At 47.6% G+C, this 24,450-nt stretch carries 16 protein-coding genes; 13 read left to right on the forward strand and 3 right to left on the reverse strand.

Annotation, left to right across the window (positions count from 1 at the left end):
- The first annotated feature begins 133 nt into the window (after positions 1–133).
- Genes AC58VC_RS19040 through AC58VC_RS19050 form a run of 3 tightly spaced genes read left to right on the forward strand, consistent with a single transcriptional unit; the run spans position 134 to position 3,083 of the window.
- A complete protein-coding gene (locus AC58VC_RS19040; RefSeq protein WP_497370593.1) occupies positions 134–1,078 on the forward strand; it encodes an ABC transporter permease in 945 nt (314 codons plus the stop codon).
- Positions 1,079–1,102: 24 nt separating this feature from the next.
- Positions 1,103–2,020, forward strand: coding sequence for a carbohydrate ABC transporter permease (locus tag AC58VC_RS19045; protein ID WP_497370401.1), 918 nt, complete (start codon positions 1,103–1,105; stop codon positions 2,018–2,020).
- 46 nt (positions 2,021–2,066) lie between these two features.
- Positions 2,067–3,083, forward strand: coding sequence for a glycoside hydrolase family 130 protein (locus AC58VC_RS19050; protein ID WP_497370403.1), 1,017 nt, complete (start codon positions 2,067–2,069; stop codon positions 3,081–3,083).
- A 68-nt stretch (positions 3,084–3,151) separates the two neighbouring features.
- Here the strand turns inward: AC58VC_RS19050 and AC58VC_RS19055 are convergent, their stop codons facing one another.
- Positions 3,152–5,476 (reverse strand): helix-turn-helix domain-containing protein, encoded by a 2,325-nt coding sequence (locus AC58VC_RS19055; RefSeq protein ID WP_497370404.1) that lies wholly within the window; start codon positions 5,474–5,476, stop codon positions 3,152–3,154.
- A gap of 135 nt (positions 5,477–5,611) precedes the next feature.
- Here AC58VC_RS19055 and AC58VC_RS19060 point away from each other — a divergent pair, with 135 nt between their 5' ends.
- From AC58VC_RS19060 to AC58VC_RS19090, 7 genes are all read left to right on the forward strand, one after another.
- The gene (locus AC58VC_RS19060; RefSeq protein WP_497370406.1) at positions 5,612–6,238 is read left to right on the forward strand and encodes a hypothetical protein; all 627 of its coding nucleotides are present in this window, start codon (positions 5,612–5,614) and stop codon (positions 6,236–6,238) included.
- Positions 6,239–6,511: 273 nt separating this feature from the next.
- The gene (locus tag AC58VC_RS19065) at positions 6,512–7,588 is read left to right on the forward strand and encodes a carbohydrate ABC transporter permease (RefSeq protein ID WP_497370407.1); all 1,077 of its coding nucleotides are present in this window, start codon (positions 6,512–6,514) and stop codon (positions 7,586–7,588) included.
- Positions 7,589–7,609: 21 nt separating this feature from the next.
- Complete coding sequence (locus AC58VC_RS19070) at positions 7,610–8,503, forward strand: carbohydrate ABC transporter permease (protein WP_497370408.1); 894 nt, start codon at positions 7,610–7,612, stop codon at positions 8,501–8,503.
- Between the two features lie 40 nt (positions 8,504–8,543).
- On the forward strand, positions 8,544–9,389 hold the full coding sequence (locus AC58VC_RS19075; protein ID WP_497370409.1) for an HAD family hydrolase: 846 nt from the start codon (positions 8,544–8,546) through the stop codon (positions 9,387–9,389).
- A 14-nt stretch (positions 9,390–9,403) separates the two neighbouring features.
- Positions 9,404–10,819, forward strand: a complete 1,416-nt coding sequence (locus AC58VC_RS19080) for an MBL fold metallo-hydrolase (RefSeq protein WP_497370410.1) — start codon at positions 9,404–9,406, stop codon at positions 10,817–10,819.
- A gap of 94 nt (positions 10,820–10,913) precedes the next feature.
- Positions 10,914–12,281: an ABC transporter substrate-binding protein gene (locus tag AC58VC_RS19085; protein ID WP_497370411.1), complete on the forward strand. Its 1,368-nt coding sequence runs from the start codon at positions 10,914–10,916 to the stop codon at positions 12,279–12,281.
- Positions 12,282–12,388: 107 nt separating this feature from the next.
- Positions 12,389–13,171 (forward strand): DeoR/GlpR family DNA-binding transcription regulator, encoded by a 783-nt coding sequence (locus tag AC58VC_RS19090; protein WP_497370412.1) that lies wholly within the window; start codon positions 12,389–12,391, stop codon positions 13,169–13,171.
- A 307-nt stretch (positions 13,172–13,478) separates the two neighbouring features.
- Here AC58VC_RS19090 and AC58VC_RS19095 read toward each other — a convergent pair whose 3' ends face one another.
- Positions 13,479–19,442, reverse strand: coding sequence for a discoidin domain-containing protein (locus AC58VC_RS19095; protein ID WP_497370413.1), 5,964 nt, complete (start codon positions 19,440–19,442; stop codon positions 13,479–13,481).
- 557 nt (positions 19,443–19,999) lie between these two features.
- Here AC58VC_RS19095 and AC58VC_RS19100 point away from each other — a divergent pair.
- Together AC58VC_RS19100 and AC58VC_RS19105 are read left to right on the forward strand one after the other, a co-directional pair.
- On the forward strand, positions 20,000–20,701 hold the full coding sequence (locus AC58VC_RS19100; RefSeq protein WP_497370594.1) for a glycerophosphodiester phosphodiesterase: 702 nt from the start codon (positions 20,000–20,002) through the stop codon (positions 20,699–20,701).
- Between the two features lie 71 nt (positions 20,702–20,772).
- Positions 20,773–22,353, forward strand: a complete 1,581-nt coding sequence (locus AC58VC_RS19105) for a phytoene desaturase family protein (protein WP_497370414.1) — start codon at positions 20,773–20,775, stop codon at positions 22,351–22,353.
- A gap of 74 nt (positions 22,354–22,427) precedes the next feature.
- Here the strand turns inward: AC58VC_RS19105 and AC58VC_RS19110 are convergent, their stop codons facing one another.
- Positions 22,428–23,621, reverse strand: coding sequence for an MFS transporter (locus AC58VC_RS19110; protein ID WP_497370415.1), 1,194 nt, complete (start codon positions 23,619–23,621; stop codon positions 22,428–22,430).
- Positions 23,622–23,771: 150 nt separating this feature from the next.
- On the opposite strand from AC58VC_RS19110, the gene AC58VC_RS19115 reads away from it, so the two are divergent.
- Positions 23,772–24,377 carry a TetR/AcrR family transcriptional regulator gene (locus tag AC58VC_RS19115; RefSeq protein WP_497370416.1) on the forward strand — a complete coding sequence of 202 codons (606 nt, stop codon included), beginning with the start codon at positions 23,772–23,774 and terminating at the stop codon, positions 24,375–24,377.
- The last annotated feature ends 73 nt before the right edge of the window (positions 24,378–24,450 follow it).

Genomic DNA, 24,450 nt, shown 5'->3' on the forward strand with positions numbered 1-24,450 from the left:
GCGCTAAAGAATGACAATGCAGATTTCACATATTTACGAAAGCCCTCGTTTTTTTCTACACTTTAGAAGACGAATGAAAGCGTTAGCAGCAACCAACATGCAGAGAAAGGAGAGGATGAAGCAAATGAGTACAATGAGTCATCAAACAGCAAGAAACACGAAGGTGTCAAGCAGCAGTTCACTACGTTCGAGAATGAAGAAAAACTGGGAACTGTACTTATTTATCGCCCCAGCCTTTTTGTATTTCCTGATCTTCCAATACGGACCGATGTACGGGATTCAGATTGCCTTTAAAAATTTCACGCCATCCAAGGGGATCTTTGGGAGTGACTGGGTAGGATTCGCGCACTTTGAGCGATTTTTTCATTCCTACTACTTCTGGGATTTATTGTGGAATACATTTAGCCTTAGTCTTTATGAGCTTGCAATCGGTTTTCCGCTTCCCATTATATTGGCGCTAGCTTTTAATGAAGTGCGGAATGGTTTTTTCAAGAAAAGCGTGCAAACGATTACCTATGCACCGCATTTTATTTCTGTGGTCGTCATGGCGGGAATGGTCATTACCTTCTTGTCTCCATCAAGCGGAATTATCGTGAAGTTGATGGAGTTGTTCGGTATCCATGCACCGGCTTTCTTGACGGACCCGAGCTGGTTCAAGACCGTATACGTCTTTTCGGGTGTTTGGCAGAACACAGGTTGGGGGACTATCATCTATCTGGCGGCGCTGTCCGGCGTAGACCCTCAGCTGCATGAGGCAGCCATCGTGGATGGAGCGAGCCGTTTCAAACGAGTTATCCATATTAATCTTCCGACAATTATACCGACGATTACCATTTTATTGATTCTGAATGTGGGCAATATTCTGGGCGTGGGTTATGAGAAAGTCTTACTGCTGCAAAACCCGCTGAACATCAATTCGTCCGACGTGATTTCTACATTTGTCTATCGCACGGGGCTTGTCAGCGCGCAGTACAGCTTCTCGACAGCCGTAGGCCTGTTCAACTCGCTGGTCAACGCCATCTTGCTGATTAGCGTCAACAAAATTGCCAAGCGCACAAGTCAAACGAGCTTGTGGTAGACAAGAAGAAGGGAGGAGTAATCTATGGCTGCTGCCACTGCAGTGAAGGAGACGAAGGGTGACCGGATTTTTCTTATAATGAACTACGTGTTTCTAAGTTTGGCTTTGATCGTGGTGTTATACCCCATATTGTATATTATTAGCGCCTCAATGAGCGATCCCAAGTATGTGAGCACCGGTGAGATGTGGCTGTTCCCCAAGGGGCTTAATTTCAAAGGTTATGGGCTTGTATTCGATAATATGAAGATTTGGAATGGCTATGGCAATACACTTCTATACACCTTTCTCGGTACTTTGCTCAACCTTGTCGTTACGCTGCCGGCGGCCTATGCGCTTAGTCGAACTGACTTCGTTGGCCGCAAGTTTTTCATGGGTATGTTCCTGGTCACAATGTTCTTCAATGGCGGTCTCATTCCTACCTATTTGCTGGTGAAAAACCTGGGATTGATGAACTCCATCGGAGCACTCATTTTGCCGGTAGCGGCCTCGGTGTGGAATATCATCGTCGCCCGCACGTTTTTCGAGTCCAGCATTCCCAAGGAGCTTCATGAAGCTGCCTATATGGATGGCTGTACGAACTTTAAACTGTTCGGCCTTATCATTATTCCATTATCAGCGCCAATTATTGCGGTAATGGCCTTATTTTATGGTGTGAGCCATTGGAACAGCTATTTCCCAGCATTGATTTACCTGAATGACGAGACGAAATATCCGCTGCAAATGGTGCTGCGCCAAATTCTCGTTCTGCAAGAAATGACAGCTGAGACCACAGGGGCTGCGATCAGCGGCGATATGGCCATTGCTATGAATAACAAGGCAGAGATTGCCGCACTTGTGAAATATGTGGTCATCATCGTGTCCACCTTGCCAATTGTCGTGGTGTACCCGTTCTTGCAGCGCTATTTCGTACAAGGCGTCATGATCGGTTCCGTCAAAGGCTAGTTGCAGTTAACTACCGTATATCCATTTCATTTAGGAGGCAATAAGTATGAAAATTACAAGACATCCGAATAACCCGATTGTCGTTCCGGGAGGCTACGAATGGCGCAAAGTGACGGTGTTCAATCCGGCTGTTATCATTGACAACGACAAGTTCTACATGATTGAGCGGACGGCTGGTTCCCTGACGCCATGCAAAAACTTCCTTGGACTTCTGGAAAGCGAGGACGGCGTGAATTTCACTCATGTGAAGGATGAACCTGTTCTGACACCTGACGAGCTCGGGTTCCCTTACGGAAGCGTACAGGACCCACGTGTTGTAAAGATCGACGGTACGTTCTACATGAACTACGCACTGCGTCCGTGTGCGATGAACTACTATCCGACCAATCGTGGTGTTCCGGAGAGATCATTCCCGACGTATCCGGATGGTTGGGGTGAGCAGGAAGTCCATTGGCGGACACGCTCTTCCATCGCCAAGTCGACCAATCTGATCGACTGGGAGTTTGTGGCGGACACGACTCCGCTGGAGATCAATGATCGCGACAACATTTTGTTCCCGGAGAAAATTAACGGCAAGTTCGTTATGCTTCGCCGTCCTGAGGAATACGTAGGGCAAGAGTACGGCACAGAAAAGGCTGCCATGTGGATTACGTATTCGGAAGACTTGATTCACTGGGAAGAGCCGAAGCTGCTAGCCAAAGGCGAGAATTCAGCTTGGGAATCGCGGAAAATCGGAGGCTCCACACCGCCGGTAAGAACGGATAAGGGCTGGCTGGTACTCTACCACGGTGTGGATGACGAGATTGTATATCGGATGGGAGCACTGCTGCTGGATCTGGAGAACCCGGAGAAGGTTATTGCCCGTACGAATAACTTCATCATGGAGCCGGAAACGTACTATGAGAAATTCGGCTACCAAATTCCGAACGTTATTTTTCCTACAGGTAATGTTGTGAAGGATGGACTGCTCTACATTTACTATGGGGTGACGGATACGGCTATCGCCTTGGCTACGGTGCCTCTGGATGAGTTGGTGGACTACATTCTTAACGAGCCTCAATAAATTGAAAACCCAAAAAAGCTTGAGTCCTCTTCATGAGAATTCAAGCTTTTTCTTATGCTGAGAGCAGGTTATTCTTGCTCTTTTTTGGAAGAGGCGTATAGTTTGCGGTATTGTCCCGGCGTATAACCTGTTTCTTTCTTGAATTTGCGGATAAAATTCGGAGCGTCCAGATAGCCGACCTGTTCGATAATATCCTTTAGCGGGGCAGTTGTATTAACCAACAGTCGAATGACTTCTTCCATTCTTCGTTGCCAAATATATTGTGTAAAGTTATGGCCTATTTTCTCCTTAAAGCTGCGGCTTAGATAGGAGATCGATATGGAATATTTCAAAGCCACGTGCTCGAGACTGAGTGTGTAGTCAGCGAACTTCTGATCGACATAGGCGACGATATCTTCAATTAAAGAAGGTTGTTCCGTTTCCGTATTACGTTCGACCTGTTGGCAGATGCTGACTGCCAGGGAGGTTAATCGGTCCTCAAGCTCCTCTAGCGTATCAAATACGGAGAAACTATGAATGCCGGCGAACACTTCGCTGACCCCCAGCTCATGCGCTGTTTTCAGCAGAGAGTTCAATAGATCGAAACAGATACAGCGCAGTAATGCAGCAGGGACGGCGGCTTCCTTGATCTCGGCAATCAGATCCATGATCACTTGATTGGCTACCGTTTCGTTCCCCTGCTTCAAGCTTTGCTCCAGCTTGAGCATTGACTTCTTCGGTAGCCAGTAGGCTTCGGAGGAAGTTGATGCGATCATATCCTGTAATTGCTCGAAGTATGTCACCCGCCCGTTAGACCCCAGAATCCGGTTATCTATCGCCGTGGCCGCTTCGATAAACGATTGGTTGATCGAGGCGAGGTCTGGATACGGCATTCCGACACCGATATAAGGCATAATTTGGATGTTGTTGTTGATCATGACTTTGATCGCTTCGACTACTTCTTCAATCCGCATCTGGGCTGGCTCAGGAGCATCCTCAGGGAGGGAGACGAGCAGAGCCAGTTGGTCCTTCGTCGAAAATTCTACGCCATAAACGCGGGCTTGAAGACTCGGGAACTCCAATTCGTTGAACATCTCTTGCAGATGCTGCCGAATGTTCGAGGACTCCTCGCCTTCGAGGTTGTCATCCCAGGCAAGGATGAGGGAGACGTATGACCCTTGTCCATGTGGGTATTCAAGGCCAGCGTTCGCCACCATACGCTCAATCTCCGGATCATCCGGCTTGCCGTGCTTGAACAACAACAGCAGGCACTGGTTACGAACGAATGGCTCCTGGGTATCAATGCGGGCGCTGTATTCATGAATTGTTTGCTTGATCCAGTCCCATTCATTTCGCGTCATGTCGTAGTTGGAACTCTTCTGCTTCGTGAATTCGATCAAATCCCTAATCGGGTGATATTGCCGCTTAGCTAAGATCATAGCTACGATGATGCCGAATAAGACAGTGATACAGAACACCAGGAGAAATAGGGTCTGGATATGGACCACTTTGCTGAAAAATTGATGACTAGGTATCGCAGTTACATAATTCCAATTGTTCTCCTTGGACCTTACCGAAACAACGGAGTGTTCTACGCCATCGAGCTTCATGTTATGTATGCCGGGTTCTAGTGAGGCTAAAGATCCAACTACCTGTCCCGGAAGCGCGTTTCCATGATTATTGGAGGTAAGAAGCTGCCCGTCCTGATTGAAAATGTAGCTGCTACCGGAAAAGTTGCTAAGTATAGTGTCCATAACCCCGGTCAGCTTCGTCTCATTCACCATATAGACGACAGTGGCCGTGGGGTAGAGGTCATTTGGCTTGATCGGGAAAAGCATCGTCAGCATGGAGTCATTACGCGAGTTAACGGTTACATTCTCGGCTGGGCGAATCATCGGCTGCTTAATTTTGTTCAGATCGCTATAGATTTGGTCGTTGGTCCAATTACTGTAGTGGTACAAGTCTCTGAATGCTACATGCACATTCGTTAATCCGCGATAGGAGTAAATATTCTCATCATTATGGAAGTAAAGAAACAAATCTTCCAGAATGCTGCTGTTCACTTTGTAATTCCCCAAGGCGTCGATCGCTTCCATCTCAAAGTATGGATGATGCACCATGTAGGAGCTGAGATGCTTGTCATAAGCAATGCGGCTTGTAATCTGTTGCAGTTCACTCATTCGTTCGTCGATCGATAACTTGACTTGAATGAGTTGGTTTACATTCGTCTGTTCAATTTCTCTACGCAAATCATTGATTGCGTTTTCATAGATGAAAATCGTAACGCCAGTCAAAGGAATGAGGAACATCAGAATGTAGGATAACGCATATTTAAGTAGAAGCTTCGACTTGAAGCTGTTCCATGACATTCGGAAGCTGGACACGACGGATGATTTAAAGGATGATTTCGACATGAATACGCTTCCTCTCCATTCTAGGCTAACATAGATAAACTAGAGGGTTTTAATCGTTGACATCCCTTCATTATGGCTGAAAAATAAGCTTGTGTAAAGGAAGGAGAGACGATCTTTCTAGTAGGATAAAGGCTTTTGGCGGATTTGCCAAGACAAGTTTTTCCTTTTGGCAAATCACATAAAGGTCAAATTTGCGAGTGGGGGGAATATAATAAGGAATGGAGGTCAGATATGGACTATATTAGGGATTATGTGATGTATACCGCCATTTTTGGCATATTCAGTTTTAGCTGGTTTGGTTGGGCGCAGGAGAATCCTAGACAAAGTTGGCGGTTATACATCGGGATTGCTTCTGGCATTGCTCTTATAGTGGGCATGGTCGGAATCTATTTAAGTGTGAAAAATTGGAATGAGCCTACTGCACTGGCGGATTCGGGTGCATACACAAACTATTTAATATTTGTATATCTGGAGTTCTTTCTAGCAGCAGTCGGGGCATTCCTATTCATTAAGTTAAAAAAGAAAGATTATGTTGCGCCATGGATTGCTTTTATTGTAGGTATTCATTTTTTCTGGTTAAAAAGTATTTTTAATGACGCAAGTTTGTACCTGTTAGCCGTACTCCTCATTGGGGTTGTCCTGGTTTCGTTATTTTTGTCCAAAAAACTAAAGGTAGCTAACAGTGCCATTACTGGTATTGGTGCAGGCACCGTTCTCTTGGGCTTTGCATTGCTTGGCCTGATTCGCTTCATATCTGTATAAATGCAGAGTAAAACCAATAAAGACCATGGAAATTATTCCAAGGTCTTTATTGGTTTTTTACATAAATTAGAAAAAGCATGCATCCCTTAACGCCAAATATGCCCGTTGTTCTCAAGAGGATGACCGTTCTGGCAAGAGTGGATAACGAATTGTGTAAACATCGGTAACAACGGCAACAATTTCTTAAAGCATCTATAATTATCAGCAAACATTTGCTAGCTACAATGAATGAAGTAAGGCAAACATAAAGGCAGATAAGAGAGGAGATTCTAAGTGATAACGAAAGAAGCTGCTGCTTATGACAACAAGCCTAATCCAAAATTGCAGGAGCGTATAACAGTCAAGTCGCGCTCCCGAAGAAAAGCACTAGAAGCGTGGACGGGATTGTGTTATGCCCTTCCGGCGCTGGCTCTGCTATTGTTGTTTCGTTATTGGCCGCTTCTGTTCGGCATGTGGATGAGTTTGTGGAAGTGGGGTTACGTGCCGGAGCGATTCATAGGATTCGATAACTACATCCGTATATTTACGGAGGATCTCGTAGTGCAAGATCCAACCGTAGGCTTACAGCTCGGTCCTGTTGGACAAGGCTTCATCGTCACCATATTTTACGCCTTAGGAACGATTCCCTTGTCGCTGTTACTATCATTTTTTGTTGCCTATGTCTTGTTTCATATAACGAGGGGTAGAACTATATTGCGCGTCCTTTTTTTCCTCCCGTACATTACTTCACAGGTTGCAGCAGCAATTGTATTCAAATGGATTTTCCATCCGAGCGTGGGCCTCGCGAATTGGGCTGTACGCTACATGGGAGGAACGCCGCAGCAATGGCTGACGGACCCCGATCCAATGCTAATGAAGCTGATTCAATCCTTTGGCGGACACTGGCCTTCAACGATCCCAACGGCATTCGCAGGTCCGACTTGGGCGCTTGCTGTGATCATGTTATTTACGATATGGGGCAGCCTCGGCTTTCAGATTATTGTGTTCTTATCGGGGCTGACGCAAATTCCGCATGATCTAACGGAGTCGGCTCGAATCGATGGAGCCAGAACTTGGCACACGATCCGTCATATCACGCTCCCATTGCTGTCGCCAACCTGGTTTTTACTGATTATTGTATCAGTGATTGGGGCTTTCGAATCGTTCAATGCTTTCTATGTTTTCTCTGGTGGGGAAGGTGGCCCATTAGGTTCCACCATGTCACTGCCCTTATATATTTTCAGAAGCTTCTATGTGTACGGTCAAGTTGGTTATGCCTCTGCGGTCTCGATGGTGCTATTCGTACTCTTGCTTGGATTAACCTGGCTGCAGCTGCGTTACGGGGAGAAAAAGGTTCACTATATGCATTAATGCAGGATGGAGGATGTAAGCATGTTTGGCTCAGTAGGATCAAGCCGTTCTTCCAAAATAACATGGTTGATCGTGTGGATTTGCACGGTATTGTTAGCCTGCTGCGTGGTGTTCCCTTTCGTGTGGATGATTCTGACCTCGGTAAAAAGCGCCGAGGAAATCAATCGCATGCCGCCAACGTGGCTGCCTGAGGTGTGGCATCTAAAGAACTATGCGGAAGCATGGTTGAAACCGGAATCCACCTTTCAGCGCTATTTTGTCAATACGGTGATTATTGCTGGTGTTGGTACTGCGCTTCAATTACTCGTATGTGTGCCAATCGCTTTTGCTATTACACATTTTACATTTCGCGGTCGGAATCTCATCTTTATGCTCGTGGTGGTCACCATGCTCATTCCCTATGATGTTACTTTGGTCCCTAACTTCGTGACTATGCGGCATATTCCTTTTGCTGGGGGTAACGATTGGGCGGGTAACGGGGGACAGGGTTTCTATGACAGCTACATGGGGATGATGCTGCCGTTTTTGGCGGAAGCTTTTACCATATTTTTATTAAGACAAGCTTTTCTTTCTGTGCAAAAAGAGTATTGGGAAGCTGCTCAAGTGGATGGGATGTCGAGTGGGCGATATCTATGGTCTGTACTGCTGCCACTTGTGCTGCCTTCCTTAATTACGACGGCATTACTTGCCTTTATTGGAAAATGGAACGGTGTACTTTGGCCATTGTTGATTACATCAAGTGAATCGCTCAGGCCACTACAAGTAGGTTTGTTGTATTTCGTAAGTGAAGAAGGGCCTAATTATCATCATTTGATGGCGGCGGCTACATTTACAATCGCTCCTATTGTCGTGCTGTACTTGGTCGCGCAGCATTGGTTTCATCAAGGGATTACCTCGGCTGGGCTTAAAGGATAGAGGAAAAAAACAACAAAGAAACATGCTGGAGGAACAAAACATGGATTGGCTGCACGAGATTGAAGTCGTCTTATTCGACTTAGACGGTACGCTTTATCAGGATGGCACTTTTTACAAACGATATTTGGAACTGCTATTTAAAGAGGGAAGTTACGCAGCGAGTCTGGACGAGATTCTGGAAGAAATGGAACATTTACTGGAAGGTCGGCACACAAGCAGCATCGGGGATTGGTACCATCCAATCACGGATACGTGGTCACGGGAAACTTTGGGGAACCAGCTGGAATTACAACACCGTGATTGGAAAGGGGGAGAAGTGAAGGTTGAGACTAATCAATCATCGAAAACCCCAGCTATTTATGCCGGCGATGCATGGAGCCTAGTTAACATTTTTACCGTCAAACATGGGGTGAGTGAAGCGAAGCGCCAGGAGGCATTTCAGCAGGTGCGCAAGGAAATGCTTCAGGGCTCGTCGAGTTTTGAACGTCATGCGGGGTTATATGAGGCTATTCGCCAATTAAGCGGAGTACGGTCGAAGCTGCTGCTCACCAATTCGCCGGAAAATACAGGTCGTGAGTTTATTGCTGCACTCGGCGTAAATGCATTGTTTACGGATATCCTATACGGCGCCGGGAAGCCGGTTGGGATGGAACGCTTCATGAGTGAGCTGATGAAACGGGAAGGGCTGCAGCCTGAGCAAATTCTCTCGATCGGCGATCATGCTTGGAACGATCTGTATCCGGTGCATAAATTAGGCGGACGCACGGCATGGATATCCGCGTATCCATCATCTGACCCGTCGCTGTGGGATGTACGATTGACAACCCTGGACGAACTAGCATCCCTTTTGACGGATATTCAAGATAGTAAACATAAACACATTTAGAGGAGGAAATGCGTATGAATCAGAGTCATCCGTTGGAGGAGCGCATAACGTTTTATGGTGGGTTGACCACGATTGGCGGTGTTCACATCTTATACAGCTGCGGAGACACGGGAATTGTATTTGATCTTGGTATGGCACGCGGATTTTTCAAAGGTGAAGTCAGTGTCCGGTCGGACTTTGGGATCCGAAGTTGTCTGCTGACACGGATGGCACCTCCCGTGATGGGTTTATACGATCCTGCTTTACTGGGCGATGTTGGGGAGGCTGAGCTTGCGCAAGTATGGGGCAAAGATCACTTACCTCAGGTGAAGAACCTGCATGGCTTTGTGAGCCACATCCATCAAGACCATATGGCCCTGCTTCCTTCACTGCGTGAAGGACTTCCCGTTTGGATGCACCGTGATGCTTACGCGGTGTATGAAGGTGTCGTAGCTGCAGGTGAGTATGAAGGCACGCAAGCAGATATCCGTCTCGTTGATGACGGACAGATCGTTGACTTCGATACTTTCCGCATTGAGTTTATCGAGGTGGATCATGACAGTCCTGGGGTTACGGGCTTCATTATTCACGGACCACAGCACAAGATCGCCTTCACAGCCGATTGGCGTAGACATGGACGGAATTCGCATCGCTTGGATCGATTCATTGAACGCTGCCAAAGCGAAGAAGTTGATCTGCTAATTACAGAGGGCACAAGAATGCGTCCGGATACGTTGTTCCGCAAGCCGAAAGATCGGCTTGAAGTTGAGGTGGCTGTCGAATGCCGCCGTGCGATGGAAGACACGGATGGCTTGGTGTATGTTAACATTCTCGCTCGCAACGTGGAGCGTGTCGCTGATTTAATCATCCGCACCAAGGAAGCGGGTCGCCAGCTTGTCATGGACGAAAGTACAGCCGTGCTGTGGAAGGAATCCTCAACACGACTAACGGTACTTGCCGGACATCAAGCGCTTGATATCGATAAGGAAGTCATTCGACTTTTGAACACGCCGCAATGGTCAAAGGGGCCGCAACCTTCCAAGGGAGTGGAGCTTCCGTATGAGTCTATAACGCTGAATGAAATTGCAGCAAATAAATCGTCGTATGCCGTCTATCTGACTTATCCACACACACCTCTTATAGCGGAATTGGAAACCTTCGGTTCACGCGAGTCGGCATCCATTTACGTTCATGCTGACGGTAATCCGCTGACACCTTCGGACGAAACGCTGCTGAAGTGGCTCACTGAATTCGGTGTTCAGTATCGCTATTGTGCAACGGGAGGGCATGCATCGCCACAGGAGATATCCGAATTAACCACACGGATTGCTCCGAAATTAGTCGTTCCTTTGCACAGCCTACACCCAACGATGTTCAACAGTGGTGGCATAAGGAAGTATTGTCCGGCTCCTGGAGAAAGCTTTGAGCTTTCAGAGCTTGTTGGTAAATAGATCACGCGCTACGCCTACCTTATATCACCTTATCTCATTGCCTGTTAATCGTATTGATGCTTCATGCAACATACAAATCGAGGGAGTGATAACCATGAATATAACGAAACGTTTTCCCGCTTGGAAAGCTTCAGTGGCGAGCCTTTTGCTTCTCGCGACCATCGGTTGTGGAACACCGCAGCAAGCAGCACCTGCCAGCACACAGACGGATAAAAAAGAAGAGTCGAAAGTAGCGCAAGGTATTGAGCTTGGGAAGAACGGACCGATTACAATCGATTTCTGGCATATTCAAGCAACGATTTATGGTGATGCAATCAAAGAGATGGTCGCAGCTTTTAATAAAGAATATGAAGGTAAAATTATTGTCAAAGAAGTGTTCCAAGGTTCGTATGACGATTTGAACAAAAAGGTGCGTGCATCCCTGCAAGGCGGGGGTCTTCCGGCAGTAGCCATGTCCTATGAGAGCGATACGCTGGAATACATGAAAGCAGACAAAATTGTAGCGCTCGACGACTACATCAACGATCCTGTTAATGGGTTGAAAAAATCAGATCTCGATGACATTATGCCAGGCGTATTGGCTCGTCAGCGCATCCCGGAATATAATGGCAAGACGATGAGTTGGCCGCATGGCAACTCCTCCATGGGCGTATATTACAACACGGATCTGCTTAAGAAAGCAGGTTATGAGAAGCCGGCAGCAACTTGGCAGGAATTTGAGAAGATGGCGTTAGATATTACGGATAAAACGGGTATTCCCGCTTTGGTCATGGGGAATGCCAATAATGGCGGAACATTCCGCACATGGCTGCGCACTTATGGAATTGATCCGATTAATTTGGATCAAAGCGGTGTTAATTACGACAATCCGCAGGCGTTGGAACTGGCTGGGATCATCAAGAATTTAGTGGATAAGAAAGCGATTCTATTCGCTCAAGACACGGAACAGGAATTCACGAACGGCAGAGCAGCGATGGAGATCGGTACGACGGCTCGTACAAGCTCCAAGCTTGATTTGGTGAAGGATAAGTTCAAATGGGGCATCACCCTAATTCCGCAAGGTAAAATTGGAAATAAAGTAACGGAATTGTACGGCGGCAATCAAGTCCTGTTCAAGACAACACCAGAGAAGCAGCTGGCAGGCTGGTTATTCATGAAATATTTTGCTGAATCTAAGGCGCAATCGATTTATGCAGCAAAAACAGGTTATTTCCCAGCGACGCTATCTGCACAGAATACGGATTTATTGAAGAAGAACTATACAGATAACCCGCAGAAGAAGATGGCCTTCGATGAAGTGTTCCCTTATGCAAGAATCGATATATCCAGCGCTGCACGCAACAAGATGGATACTGCGGTTGGAGAAGCTTTGCAAGCGATGACGGCTGGTAAATTATCTCCGGCAGATGCGCTGAAAAAGGCACAGGCTGACTCCACGAAAGCGCTCAAAGAATTCAAGTAAGCTCAGGAACAAAGTTCAGGAACAAATAGGTGACAGGCTTCCTACGTAAGCGCAGTTAAGGCTTATGGGGAAGCCTTGTTTTACTCGCAGCAGGGGAGGATACACGTTTGAACTCAGTTCGTCGAAGAAATGAAATTATCATGGAAGTGCGGCGTGCCGGCAGCGTATCTGTCGATGAATTAATGTTGACCTATGGTGTCTCGGTGGAAACTATCCGCCGGGATTTACGTATTTTGGACGAAAAAGGCATTGTTCGCAGAACGTACGGCGGTGCTGTTAAAAGAGAGCAGACAACCTGGGACATGCCGTATTATGATCGCATGCAGCTGAATCTGGAGCGTAAAGAGGCCATCGCTCGCGAAGCAGTACTCTTACTGGAGGAAGGCGACAGTGTTTTTGTAGACGGCAATACCACTGGTCTTGTGCTATCGCGCTTGATTCCAGGTGATAAAAATCTGACGATTGTGACGAACTCGGCGATGGTCGCTTTGAATCTAGTTCAGAAGAAGGGAAAGCTGAATGTCTATATGGTCGGCGGCGAGGTGGGGGAAGATGGTATGACATTTGGCTATAAGCTGCACTGCGAGCTTCGTCAATATCGCTTCGACAAAGCGCTGTTTTCCTGCATGGGGTTTGGTACACAAGGTATTTACTATTCCAAGTGGGAGCCTCTGCAAATTGCTCAGATGATGGTTGAGCAGAGTAATCACCTCATTCTCATGGCGGATTCGTCCAAAGCCAATCGCAGTGGTTTTCTGTTTGGCATGGAGCTTAATCGGATTCAGACGTTAGTGACCGATGAAGGGACGCCTCACGATATGCGCGAGAGTCTGCGGGAAACGGTCCGTAATCTGATTGTCACCAATAGTGATGATCAGAGTGAGAGGTAAGTTTGGCAGTCCGTCTTTGTTCACATGTTTTGGGGAGGGGAACTACAGACCGTTATTTCTTTGAAAATGCATGATTTTCAAGTTTATGGGAACAGTGGTTCGTTATTTCGTTGATTTCACCCGATATACGCGCCTTGTAGGCCAAATAAGTGCATGTAGTTCCGCTCAAAGTGGAAATAGCTCGTTTTTCTCCGAATAGTGGACTCCAGTTCCCATTGAGTGGGGCACGAATCCAAAATTACGGATGGGATATACGTCCAACCTAAAAGGGACCGCCAGGCGATTACGCCTGACGGTCCTTTTTTACTTATTCGTAAACTTCTAGTTCAAATAAAGAGTAACCGTATTGCGTATTGCGCTGTGTGCCAGCAACTTTAACGTAACGGGCGTCAACAGGGGTGAAGAGAATGTTGTCCTTGCCGCCGTCTCCGTACGTTGTCGAGGAAACTGTCGTCCAGTTCTCGCCGTTGGTGGATACTTCGACTGTGTAAGCCTTCGCTGATGCGTTCTCCCAGTTCAGAAGGACGCGTCCAATTTTGAACGATTGCCCAAGATCAACACAGATCCATTGCGAGTCACTGAATGGTGATTCCCAGCGTGTGCTCTTACTTCCATCCACAGCGAACTGCGCACTTTGAAGTGGAGTTTCGGAAGTGGTGACTTGTTTGAAAAGTGCAAGATTAGTTGCAGGTATTATGGCTTGAACAAGCGTAACGTCGTCATAGCCAGTTGCATGCACCTTCACCTCATAAGGTCGAGCTTCTGTGAACAAAGCAGCGTTAAGATTAATCGTGCCTGCCGTTACCTTGTATTGGTCTGCGCGAAGGGTAACGCCGTTCAGTTCAACTGCGTTGATCGCGTTTCTCCAAGCGGCATTGTCGGCAAACGTGATGTCGATCGATTGGCCAAGAATGTTGTCCGTTGTATCCGCAGTCAATGCTGGTCCTGTAAGCGGTGCTTGATCACCAGCATAAACTTCGAGTTCCCATAACGAGAAGCCGTATGGTGTTCCACGTTTGATTCCGTTCATCTTGACAAATCTTGCACTCACTGGAGCAAATGTAAGATCGTCAATGTCGCCGTTGCCATTCTCTGTAGCGTAGACGGTTGTCCATGTTTGTCCATCCAAGGAGACATCGATGGTGTAAGCTTTGCCATAGGCGTTCTCCCAAGCCAAGACGACGTGGTTAATCGTTTTTGGAGCTCCGAGATCAACGCTCATCCATTGGTTGTCTTCAAAAGCGGACTCCCAGCGGCGATCGAATCGCCCGTCGACTGCGTCAGCGCTGGAACGATGGTAGTCCGGCGAAGAAGCGGTCTGTCTACCATAAGCGAGATTTAGCGGATTCGGGTTTGTGTTTGGATCAGTTCCTGGATTGGTTCCTGGATTCGTATCTGGATCTGTATTCGGATTACCCGGAATTTCTTTTGCTGCGATTGTTTGCTGTACGGAAATTTCTGTGTAACCTGTCGCTTGCACGGAAATTCGGTACGTTTTCGCATCCTTGAACAAAGAAGCGTCTAGGGTAATTTTACCTGCGGCCAATTTGAATTGGTCGGAGTTTACCGTCGTATCGTCAATTTTGACAGCCGCGATCGTACCTCTCCATGTTGCATCATCGTCGAAGGTGATCTCAATCGGCTGACCGACTTTCGCGTCTGTCGTATCGGCTGACAGTTCCGGCGCGCTCGGCAAGATAGGAGCATTGCCGCCGTATACTTCAAACTCCAAGAGCGAGAAGCCATATGCTGTCGTCCGCTCAGTACCGTTTACTTTCACGTATCTTGCATGAGTTGGCAAGAATCCGATTTCGTTGATGCCTGGTTTACCTGTTGTTGTCGTGTAGACCGTTTTCCAGTCCTTACCGTCTGCAGATACTTCAACCGTGTAGCTCTTGCCGGCTGCATTCTCCCAGTTCAGAAGCACTCGTGAAATGGTGTTGTCCGCACCAAGATCGACCGTTAGATACTGCGGGTCGCTGAAATCGGACTCCCATCTCGTTGCAATGTTCCCGTCTACTGCATTTTTGCCAGCTTGTTTCGGATTCGCAGATGTGAGCGTCGACTTGCGCAGAGCAAGGTTGACGTTCGAATTTGTAACGATTGTTTGCTGAATCGCTGCATTGGCAAAGCCTTTGGCTTCAACGACAATCTCGTAGCTGCCAGCTTCAGGGAACAAGGCGCCATTAAGTGTAATTTTACCTGGTGATACTACGTATTGTGCAGCAGATGCCGCCACACCATTTACTTTCACACCAAGGACAGCGTTTCTCCAATCCGCGAAGTCCTCAAAGCCGATGTCGATCGACTGGCCAGCGCGGTTCATGGTCGTATCCGCAGTCAGTTTCGGAGCATCAAGATCGCCTGCCGGCGTGCCGAACACTTCCATTTCCCATAGGGAGTAACCATAGTTTGTTGTCCGTTCTGTGCCTTCTACTTTGACATATCTGGCATTCACGGCCGGGAATTTGATGTCGTCGATTCCTTCATGACCACGAGTGGTTGTGTACACGGTTTGCCATTTCTGACCGTCTACAGAAGTTTGAACCGTGTAGCTTTTACCAGCGGCATTCTCCCAGTTCAAGCGGACATGACTGATTTTATACTCCGAGTTCAGGTTGACACCGATAAATTGCGGATCGCTGAAATCGGATTCCCAGCGCGTATCCAGTTTACCGTCAACTGCGTAGGAGGCTGGGTTTTTCGTTTTATCCGACGTGAAGGTCGGTTTGTTCAGGGCCAGATTAACCGTCGAGTTCGTGATGACGATTTGTTGTGCGCTTGTATCTGGATAACTAGCTGATTGAACGGTGATCGTGTAGCTGCCTTCCACTGGGAACGCAGCGCTGTTCAAGGTGATCTTACCGCCTTGCACACTATACTGAGTAGCATCAATTGCTGTTCCGTTTACAAGAACTGAGCTGATGGACTCGCGCCATTTCAGATGATCGGCGAAAGTAATCTCAATCGGTTGCCCAATCACGTTTTGTGTCGTATCAGCTGCCAGTTGTGGAGGTGTATGGCCATCCAAATCTGTCACTTTCGTCGGGTCTACTTTCACAAGTGATTTCGGTCCAACTTTTGCGGAACCCGTTACGCCGGCTGCATTATGGAATGTCACTGTAACCGCTTCGTTCTTCGGATTCCAGATCATCGCGGAGTAAGCTGAATCTTTCTTGTAGACGGTAGCTCCGGTCCAGCCGCTTGCCCAAATGTCATTGGTGCGAGTTCCGAGAGTTGCCATGCTGTGAACGAACCAGTAAGTGTTAAAAATTTCATTCTTTTGCGTATTCTCGGTCGTAAATTTGTTCAGTACCTTTTCCGGTTCACTTAAGGATTCAATTGGCCAAACGATGTGGTACCATGCGTTTTCTGGGCCTTTATTATCCTTGACGAGACCATTATACAGGTCTGCAGCTTTCTTAGGATCGAAACCATAGCTTGTCAGATACTCACCTGTCGGCAACCAGTGAATGCCGTAAATGTTGACAGGATCACCGCTGAAGAACGTACCGAAGTTGTACGCGCTGCCGTATACCTGACCAACGGATTTGTGAGCAAACTCAGGCAGCCAGTTGTCGTTGTCATAGTTGAACCAGTATTGTTCTACTGCTTTCAATTCTGTCGTGAAACCGTAGATGGAGATATCACGGAATTTTTTGTCACCGGACATCAGACTCCACATGTATTCGCCGACCCAGCCGAACAAGGACTCGCCCGCTGCTTCCTGATTGTTCCCATTGTTGTTATCCCCGTAACCGCCAGCCCATGAATGGCCTTCGTACGGATCGAAGTTACGCAGGAACGGATATTGCGGATCGCTTTTGGATGGGTTTGCATAGTCTCTGATGAGGTGCTCAACCATCTCGCCGTAATTGTTTTTGAAGTCTTGATCGTAAGTTGCAAGTACGGCGGAAGCGAAGACGTAATAACCATAGGTAAAATGATGGTCTGTCAGGCCCGTGTTAGCGCCAAATTCGCTGTTTTTGTAGTACATAGTACCCCAAGTTGGGTCGTAGTACATGAAGTAATCTGGCTCTCCCTTGGTGTAGGTGTACCAGTCAGTCAAGATCGTTCTGAGACGCTCCAAGAACACATTCTTGTACGCTTGGTCTCCAATTTGGTCGGCGATCAAGACGCCCATTGCAAGCGGATGAAGCACTTTACCTTGCCAATAAGCATCGCCCGACATGATATTCTTCGATGTTGATTCGTCTAGATAACTTAGCTGCTTAAGCAAGGTTTCACGTGAGTAAGTCGGATCTCCCGGCTCAGTAAATTGAGGAACGATACCGTTAAAACGATCAACCGTCGTAAACGAGTTCCCCTCAGTAAGCTTCAGCGTGCCACGAATCGACGCATAGGAAAGTGAAGTCAGTGGAGAAGATGTTTGCTTCCATTGATGAGGGAGCAGTGCCATCAACGTTGTTGGCTCCATATCTGCACGCTTCTGATCGATCTCGACGTCGAAGCGGGTCGTAACTTCAGAAGTGTTCTCATCGAAGCCCGGAGTTACGGTTGTATTTTTAATGAAGGCATAACCGTGTTTATAAAAATAGTTCAAATCGCTTGCAGCTGGCATGGAAGCCAGAGACATGTAGTTTTGTTCACTACCGAGTCGAACTTTGACTTTGTTGCCGACTTTCATGAAGACTGATCCTTGCGGTGCGAACAAGCCGTAGTGGAGAGTCACGGGTTTCGATTGCGGTGAACCATCCACGTTATTGACTGTGAAGCCGATGTGATCCGCACTCAAAGTAGCACCTTCAGCCAAAAGAACCGGGTTCCCGTTGTCGTCAAAGAAGCTTGTGGTAACCGGGAAGTTCAACTCCGGCGTCGTTGGATCGCTGAATTCCGAATACAGGTACGGCGAGCCTTTGACGAATGTCGTTTTCATTTTCTCCGTGTCATTGTCGCTCAGTTGAACGGTTGCGGACCAGTCGCCATAACCGGCTACTTTGTTCTTGATGCGTGACGGTGAGATGTTGCCTGCGTTCAAGTAGAAATCAGGTGCTCCGTCAGCTGCTTGGGAGTTGCCTGTGTCATTCACCCAACCCGCGCCTGGGTTCAGAATGCCTAGACCCATCGTCGTATATTTGGATTTGAGCGGAAGCGTGATGAGGCTGTCACTCAAGTTTTTAATAAGAACGGACTGCCACCAGTCATTAGAAGGAATTGGACCCTTCACATCATCTGTTTTATTAACAGGAGGACGTGGTTGCGGCATGTTGATATCGCTGCTCAAGTAGCTTCCTTTGCCAACATCAACTGTCGATGCCGTAGGTAGCTCAGGAATGGTGTAAGTCGGCTTCGGGTCACCTTCAACATAATCGTACACGTTGAAATTGAACAAGGAGTAGCCGTAGCTCGTCGTGCGGGAGATCCCTTTCATACGAACGTAACGTCCACTAGCATAAACTTGCGTATCCATCCAGCCATCTTGACCGTTGATTTCACGGTAAATCGTTTTCCAGTTCTGAGCATCATCCGAAACTTGCAGATCGTAGATGCGACCAGCGGCATTTTCCCAGTTCAGGCGAATACGGCCGATGTTATGTTCCTTGCCAAGGTCCACATAAATCCACTCATCGCTTGTGTGGGCTGAGGACCATCTTGTTGTCGCATTGCCATCCACGGCATATTCAGGCAGCAACAGGGGTTTATCTTTGTCAGGTGTAGCTGTTGAAGAAGCCGTAACCGGTTTATTCAAAGCGACATCTTCGCCAAGTACGACAGGGAGCGGATTGCTGCCGCCAGTACCGTATACTTCAAACTCATAAAGGGAAACCCCGTAGCCTCCGCTGCGCTCAAGCGACAGCATACGGACGTAACGTCCTTCACCTGATAAGGCGATGGTATCAACGCCACCGTCTCCTTTGGTGTCTGTGTAGATGTCTTTCCAGTTCGTTTCGTCGTCAGATACTTGGATCTTGTACGACTTCGAGTAAGCATTTTCCCAGCGAAGGACCGCTTTGTCGATCTTGGCTTTGGAACCAAGGTCTACGTAGATCCACTGCTCACCAGCCTTGAACGAACTGCCCCAACGGGAGTCCGTAATGCCGTCGAACGCTTTGTCCGGGGTCAAGCCTCCTTCGGTTGACGAGGCATAAGCTGCACCTTCATAAGTCAGAAGGTGGGAAGCTTCGGCTGCTTTTGCTGCCGCTGCTGGCGCAGGAAAACCGCTCCAGGACCCAAGAAGCACGGAAAGAGCGAGCGCTGATGAGGCTGTCTGAGTCAATTTCTTGCGAATCTTTTTCTCGGGTGAATTCATTCCTTCATATTCCTCCTTTTCACGCCCAATTGGGCTTGCTAGAATGTTGTTTGCTGACAAAAAGAAACAACATTCTTCATTATTTTGGAAATTTTATTTCCAACGCGATTATATCTTCTGTCGAATCCTGTTTACAATGAGCGTAATTTCCTACTTACTTTTATTCATTAGGACTCAATGCCTATATTTGTAAATTGAATATTTGTCGTTTTTTGTCCACTGGTCGAATATTGGGGCAAATCGTCATTAGTGTGGTCGACTTCCGACCCAAATGGGAAGCGCTCTTTTAGGTTTTTCAGTGCAAACCTCTGAATGGTCATAGGGGCCCAAGAATATGTGACAAACGTAGTAGGTCCTAATATGTTGTCTTAATAAAATATTTACAATTGACTCTGGGTCATAAAAAAAGCGGCTTTTTTCACTTGGATTAGTAGGGGATTTATAGTTTTACATAGTATTTAAGACTAGATAATACCTACTTGATTTTGTCTGGTTACAATGACTGTATAAATAAGTCCAATATTTTTACTTATAAGGGAGGAGTGTTAACTGTGTTTATGAATTTAGCCCACCGGGGCGCTTCGGAATATGCACCTGAAAATACACTGGCCGCCTTCTACAAGGGGCTTGAGCAAGGTGCGAACGGTATTGAAACGGATTTAAAACGATCGAAAGACGGTGTTGTCATTTTATTTCATGATCATGAGTTGGACCGTAAGACGGACGGCCACGGACTTCCTTCGTCATATACGTGGAAAGAGCTTCAGGAGTTGGATGCAGGTTCCTGGTTCTCTCCAGCCTATGCGGGTGAGCGACTCGTGTCATTTGAGCAGCTTCTTCATTATTTTGGTAGAAAAAAAGTCTTATTTGCCTTAGAACTAAAGGATTCTCATATTGAACTGCCCGTATTGGAGCTAATTAGACAGTTCGATGTAGAGCCCCAAACGACGATCACTTCCTTTGGATACGAAAATTTGCAAGCTGTACGAGCTGTCGACCCGTCGATCCGAATTGGACATCTAATCCGCAAGATCGATGAGGAGGCTATCGCCCGGTTGAAGGAAATCGGTGCTCAGCAAATTTGTCCTTGCACGGATGGTCTTGAGCAAGAGGATGTACGGCTTGCTAAGTCGCATGGCCTGGAAGTAAGGGCTTGGGGGGCATTCACCCCTGAGTTAATGAGGCATGCACTCCAGTGTGGCGTTGACGGCATGACGATTAATTTCCCGGATAAGTTATCAGAAGCCATTCGCAGGTGAACATGAAGTAATGATATAGCAAATGTTTGAATAAGTTTCTACGTAAGCTTCATATTCAAAGGAGTGATAGAATGGAAACCTTCGACATTATAATTATCGGCAGTGGGCACAATGCTTTAATAACGGCTGCCTACTTAACTCGTGCTGGTCGCAGTGTGCTAGTTTTAGAGAAAAATGATCGCCCGGGCGGCTTCGTGCGAACCGAGGAACTCACGCTGCCAGGCTTCAAACATGATGTATATGCGGCGGCGCATCCTCTTTTTACAACAGGGCCCGCTTATGCTGAGTTGAGGGAGGATCTGGAATCTCGTGGGTTGCATTATGTGAATACAGACCTGCCGACTGGAGTTTCCATGGAGGATGGGCGCACGGCCGTACTGCCGCGCTCATTCGAAGAGCTTATTGCTGAAGCGGAACGTCTGGCTCCAGGAGACGGTACTGCTTTGGCGGGCATTTTTGAACAGTTAAATCCCCATGTCAACGATGTGTTCGGCTTGTTCAGCATGGATCTTTCCAGCCAGGAGGCTGCTTCTATTCTGAAAAGGTTGCTTCACGATGAGCATAGTTCAGGCTATTCGGCATTTGCTGGGTCGTTGTTTGGGACAGCTCGCCATGCGGTAAATACCCTGAAATCCCCTGTGATGCGCGCTATGCTGGCCTCTTGGGTTACTCACCTCGGCCGTACCCCGGATGAAGTCGGAAGTGGCATTTGGGTCCCACTCACGGCTATGGCATTGATGGGCGGCGGTATGCCAACTCCATCAGGAGGTAGTGAACAATTAGTTCAGGCGTTGGTACGGCTGATTAAGGATCAAGGCGGAGAGATTATTACGGACACGCTGGCCAAGCGTATCCTAGTGGAGAATGGCCGTGCTGTTGGTGTGCGGACAGCGGAAGGCAGAACATACATAGCGAAGCAAGCTGTCGTGGCATCGACCACGCCGGATCAATTGTATCTCTCACTGCTAGATGAGAGTGATACGCCTTTGACGCTGCGCACCCAAGCGAAACAGTTTCGATATGGCCGCGGATGTGTGCAGATTCATCTGGCCCTTAGCGAGCCTCCGCGTTGGCCGGATGCGCGCTTTGATCGCGTGGGACAGCCGCATTTGACAGATGGGCTGGATGGATTTACGTTAGCGATTGCGCAGGGGATGGCTGATCTGCTTCCGGCGAACCCAACCTTCACCGTCGACTGTTCCACGAATCTCGACCCCTCACGGGCACCCGCGGGCAAAGCGATCATGCGCATTCAGGTGCTTGAAGTACCTACTCGGCCGCGAGGGGATGCCGCTGGGCAGATCGATGTAGGAGATGGCAGCTGGACGCAGGATCTCGCGGAGCGTTTTGCGGAACGTGTGTTGAATGTTGTGAGCAAACATATTCCGAATATCCCTAGTGCGATTATTGGCAAATATGTCGTAACACCAAACACAATCGCTCGGTTCAATCCGAACGCAGGACCAGGAGATCCTTACGGTGGCGCACACGATCTGGCGCAAAGCTATCTGTTCCGCCCATTGCCAGGGCAGCCAAGCCACCAGTCGGTTATTCCGAATGTGTATATGCTTGGCGCTGCGACCTGGCCTGGTCACGGGGTGAACGGCGGCTCAGGTTATATAGTAGCTCAGCAGCTTTTGTCGGGGCAATAAGTCTTATATGAACAGAGAGGCTGTCCCAAGTCATCCAATGACCGCGGGAAAGCCTCTCTTTTTAAACTTTCGATTCAACGGGACTTGCTCTCCGTAAAGAAATACAGAAATGCGATGAAAGGCAATGCCACCCCGATCGATGCACTTGATACCCAACCGCCATGCGCATAGGTTAACCCGCCTAGAGATGATCCAACTGCTCCGCCAATGAAGAAAATAGCCATGAATAAACCATTAAGTCTGCCTCTTGCTTCATTGCCAAGCGAAAAAATAATTCTTTGACTGGCCACCAAGTTACCGGAAACCGCCATATCCAGTGTAACTGCGACGACGAAAAGCAGCACTAGCGTAAAGAGTGAATTGTCATGAAGCAGGGCAATGAGCAGAAAGGAAACGACTGCAGTTACGATGGCACCAAGGGTTATCGTCCTTGTGAGACCTTTGTCCGCCAATCTTCCAGCAATAGGAGCCGCGATAGCTCCAGCCACGCCAACAAGGGCGAATAAAGCAATGCCTTGTTGGGACATACCATATTCATCCGCCAATCTGAGAGGCACGGTCGTCCAAAAGAGGCTGAACGAACCGAACAAACAGGCTTGGTAGAAAGCGCGCCGTCTCAATATTGGATTTTTTTTGAACAGTTCCATCAAGGACGCTACTAGCTGTATATAAGTTAAAGTACTTTCAGGGTTTCGCTTCGGAAGTACTCTTGCCAGCCAAAGAGCTAAAAGAGCCATGCCAATGGCGGATAGTACAAAAATCGTGCGCCATCCCCAAATACCAGCAATTAGGCTTGAAATCGGTCTAGCGAGCATGATGCCAAGTAAAAGGCCGCTCATGACGTTGCCGACGACTCGGCCGCGTTGCTCTTCGCTTGACAAAGCTGCCGCAAGAGGGACAAGGATTTGTGCGACCACTGAGCCGGATCCGATCAGCAAAGCTGCTGTCAAAAACAGCACGGATTCTGTGGAAACAGCGGCTAGGATCAAGGCTAGGACCACGATGGCCAGAGCTGTCACAATCAGCCGGCGATTCTCTATCTTATCACTCAGCGGAACGATGAACAGCAAGCCCGCCACATAGCCGATTTGCGTTAAAGTTACGATCAACCCGGCTGCTCCTGAAGGCAGTCCTAGGGCTGAACTGATGGGACCCACAAGGGTTTGAGAATAGTAAAGGTTGGCTACAATAAGGCCGCATGCCGCAGCCAAGACAACCATCATTGTTGTTGAGATCTCGTTTTGTGCTTTTGAAATGGACTTGCTCATACGAAGTGTTCCCCCTCTAAGAAAATGAATTCCGCATTAAGTGAACGTTTCGTCTACTTAATAGACTTCACTATATACTGAACGTAGCGTTTTGTAAATACACTAAATTTCATATATACTGATGGCAAAGGATAGAAAGGGGTCAGTTGAATGGCTCAAAAAGGACGCCCGAGAGATGTAAAGCTTCAACATGTGATATTGACTGTAGCTTATGAGCTGCTATTGGAAGGTGGTTTTGAAGACGTAACCATCGATAAAATTGCCGAAAAAGCAGGTGTGAGCAAAGCGACCATCTATAAATGGTGGCCCAATAAAGCCGCTGTTGTAGCGGAAGGCTTTTTTGAAGCTGCGGCAAGTCGGCTGCCCATCCCGGATACAGGCTCAGTTCTGCAAGATGTTACGATACATGCCGTCAATTTGTCTTTGTTTATGGAAAGCAAAGAAGGAAAAGTGATCTCCGAGCTGATCGGCCAGGGACAGATGGATTCTGCATTAATTCAAGTTTTTCGAGAATACTATATTAAGCCGCGCCGCGCGGAGTCCGGGATGATTCTGAAAAGAGGGATCGATCGCGGTGAGTTAGGCAAGGAACTGGATGTAGAGTCCAGCATTGATCTGATTTACGGACCCTTGTTTTACCGTTTGCTAGTTACTGGAGCGAAATTAACCGAGGACAGGGTTAAACTAATGGTTTACACCGTATTCAATGGAATAATCACCACTGGTAAGGCGAAAATAAATACATTAGACCTATAGATGAAATTGTAATTGAAATTGTAATTGTGGCGGTGTTAGAAGTGCTCCCACATGGCTTTGGGAAACTAGAGTT

The sequence above is a fragment of the Paenibacillus sp. J22R67 genome (assembly GCF_059692175.1).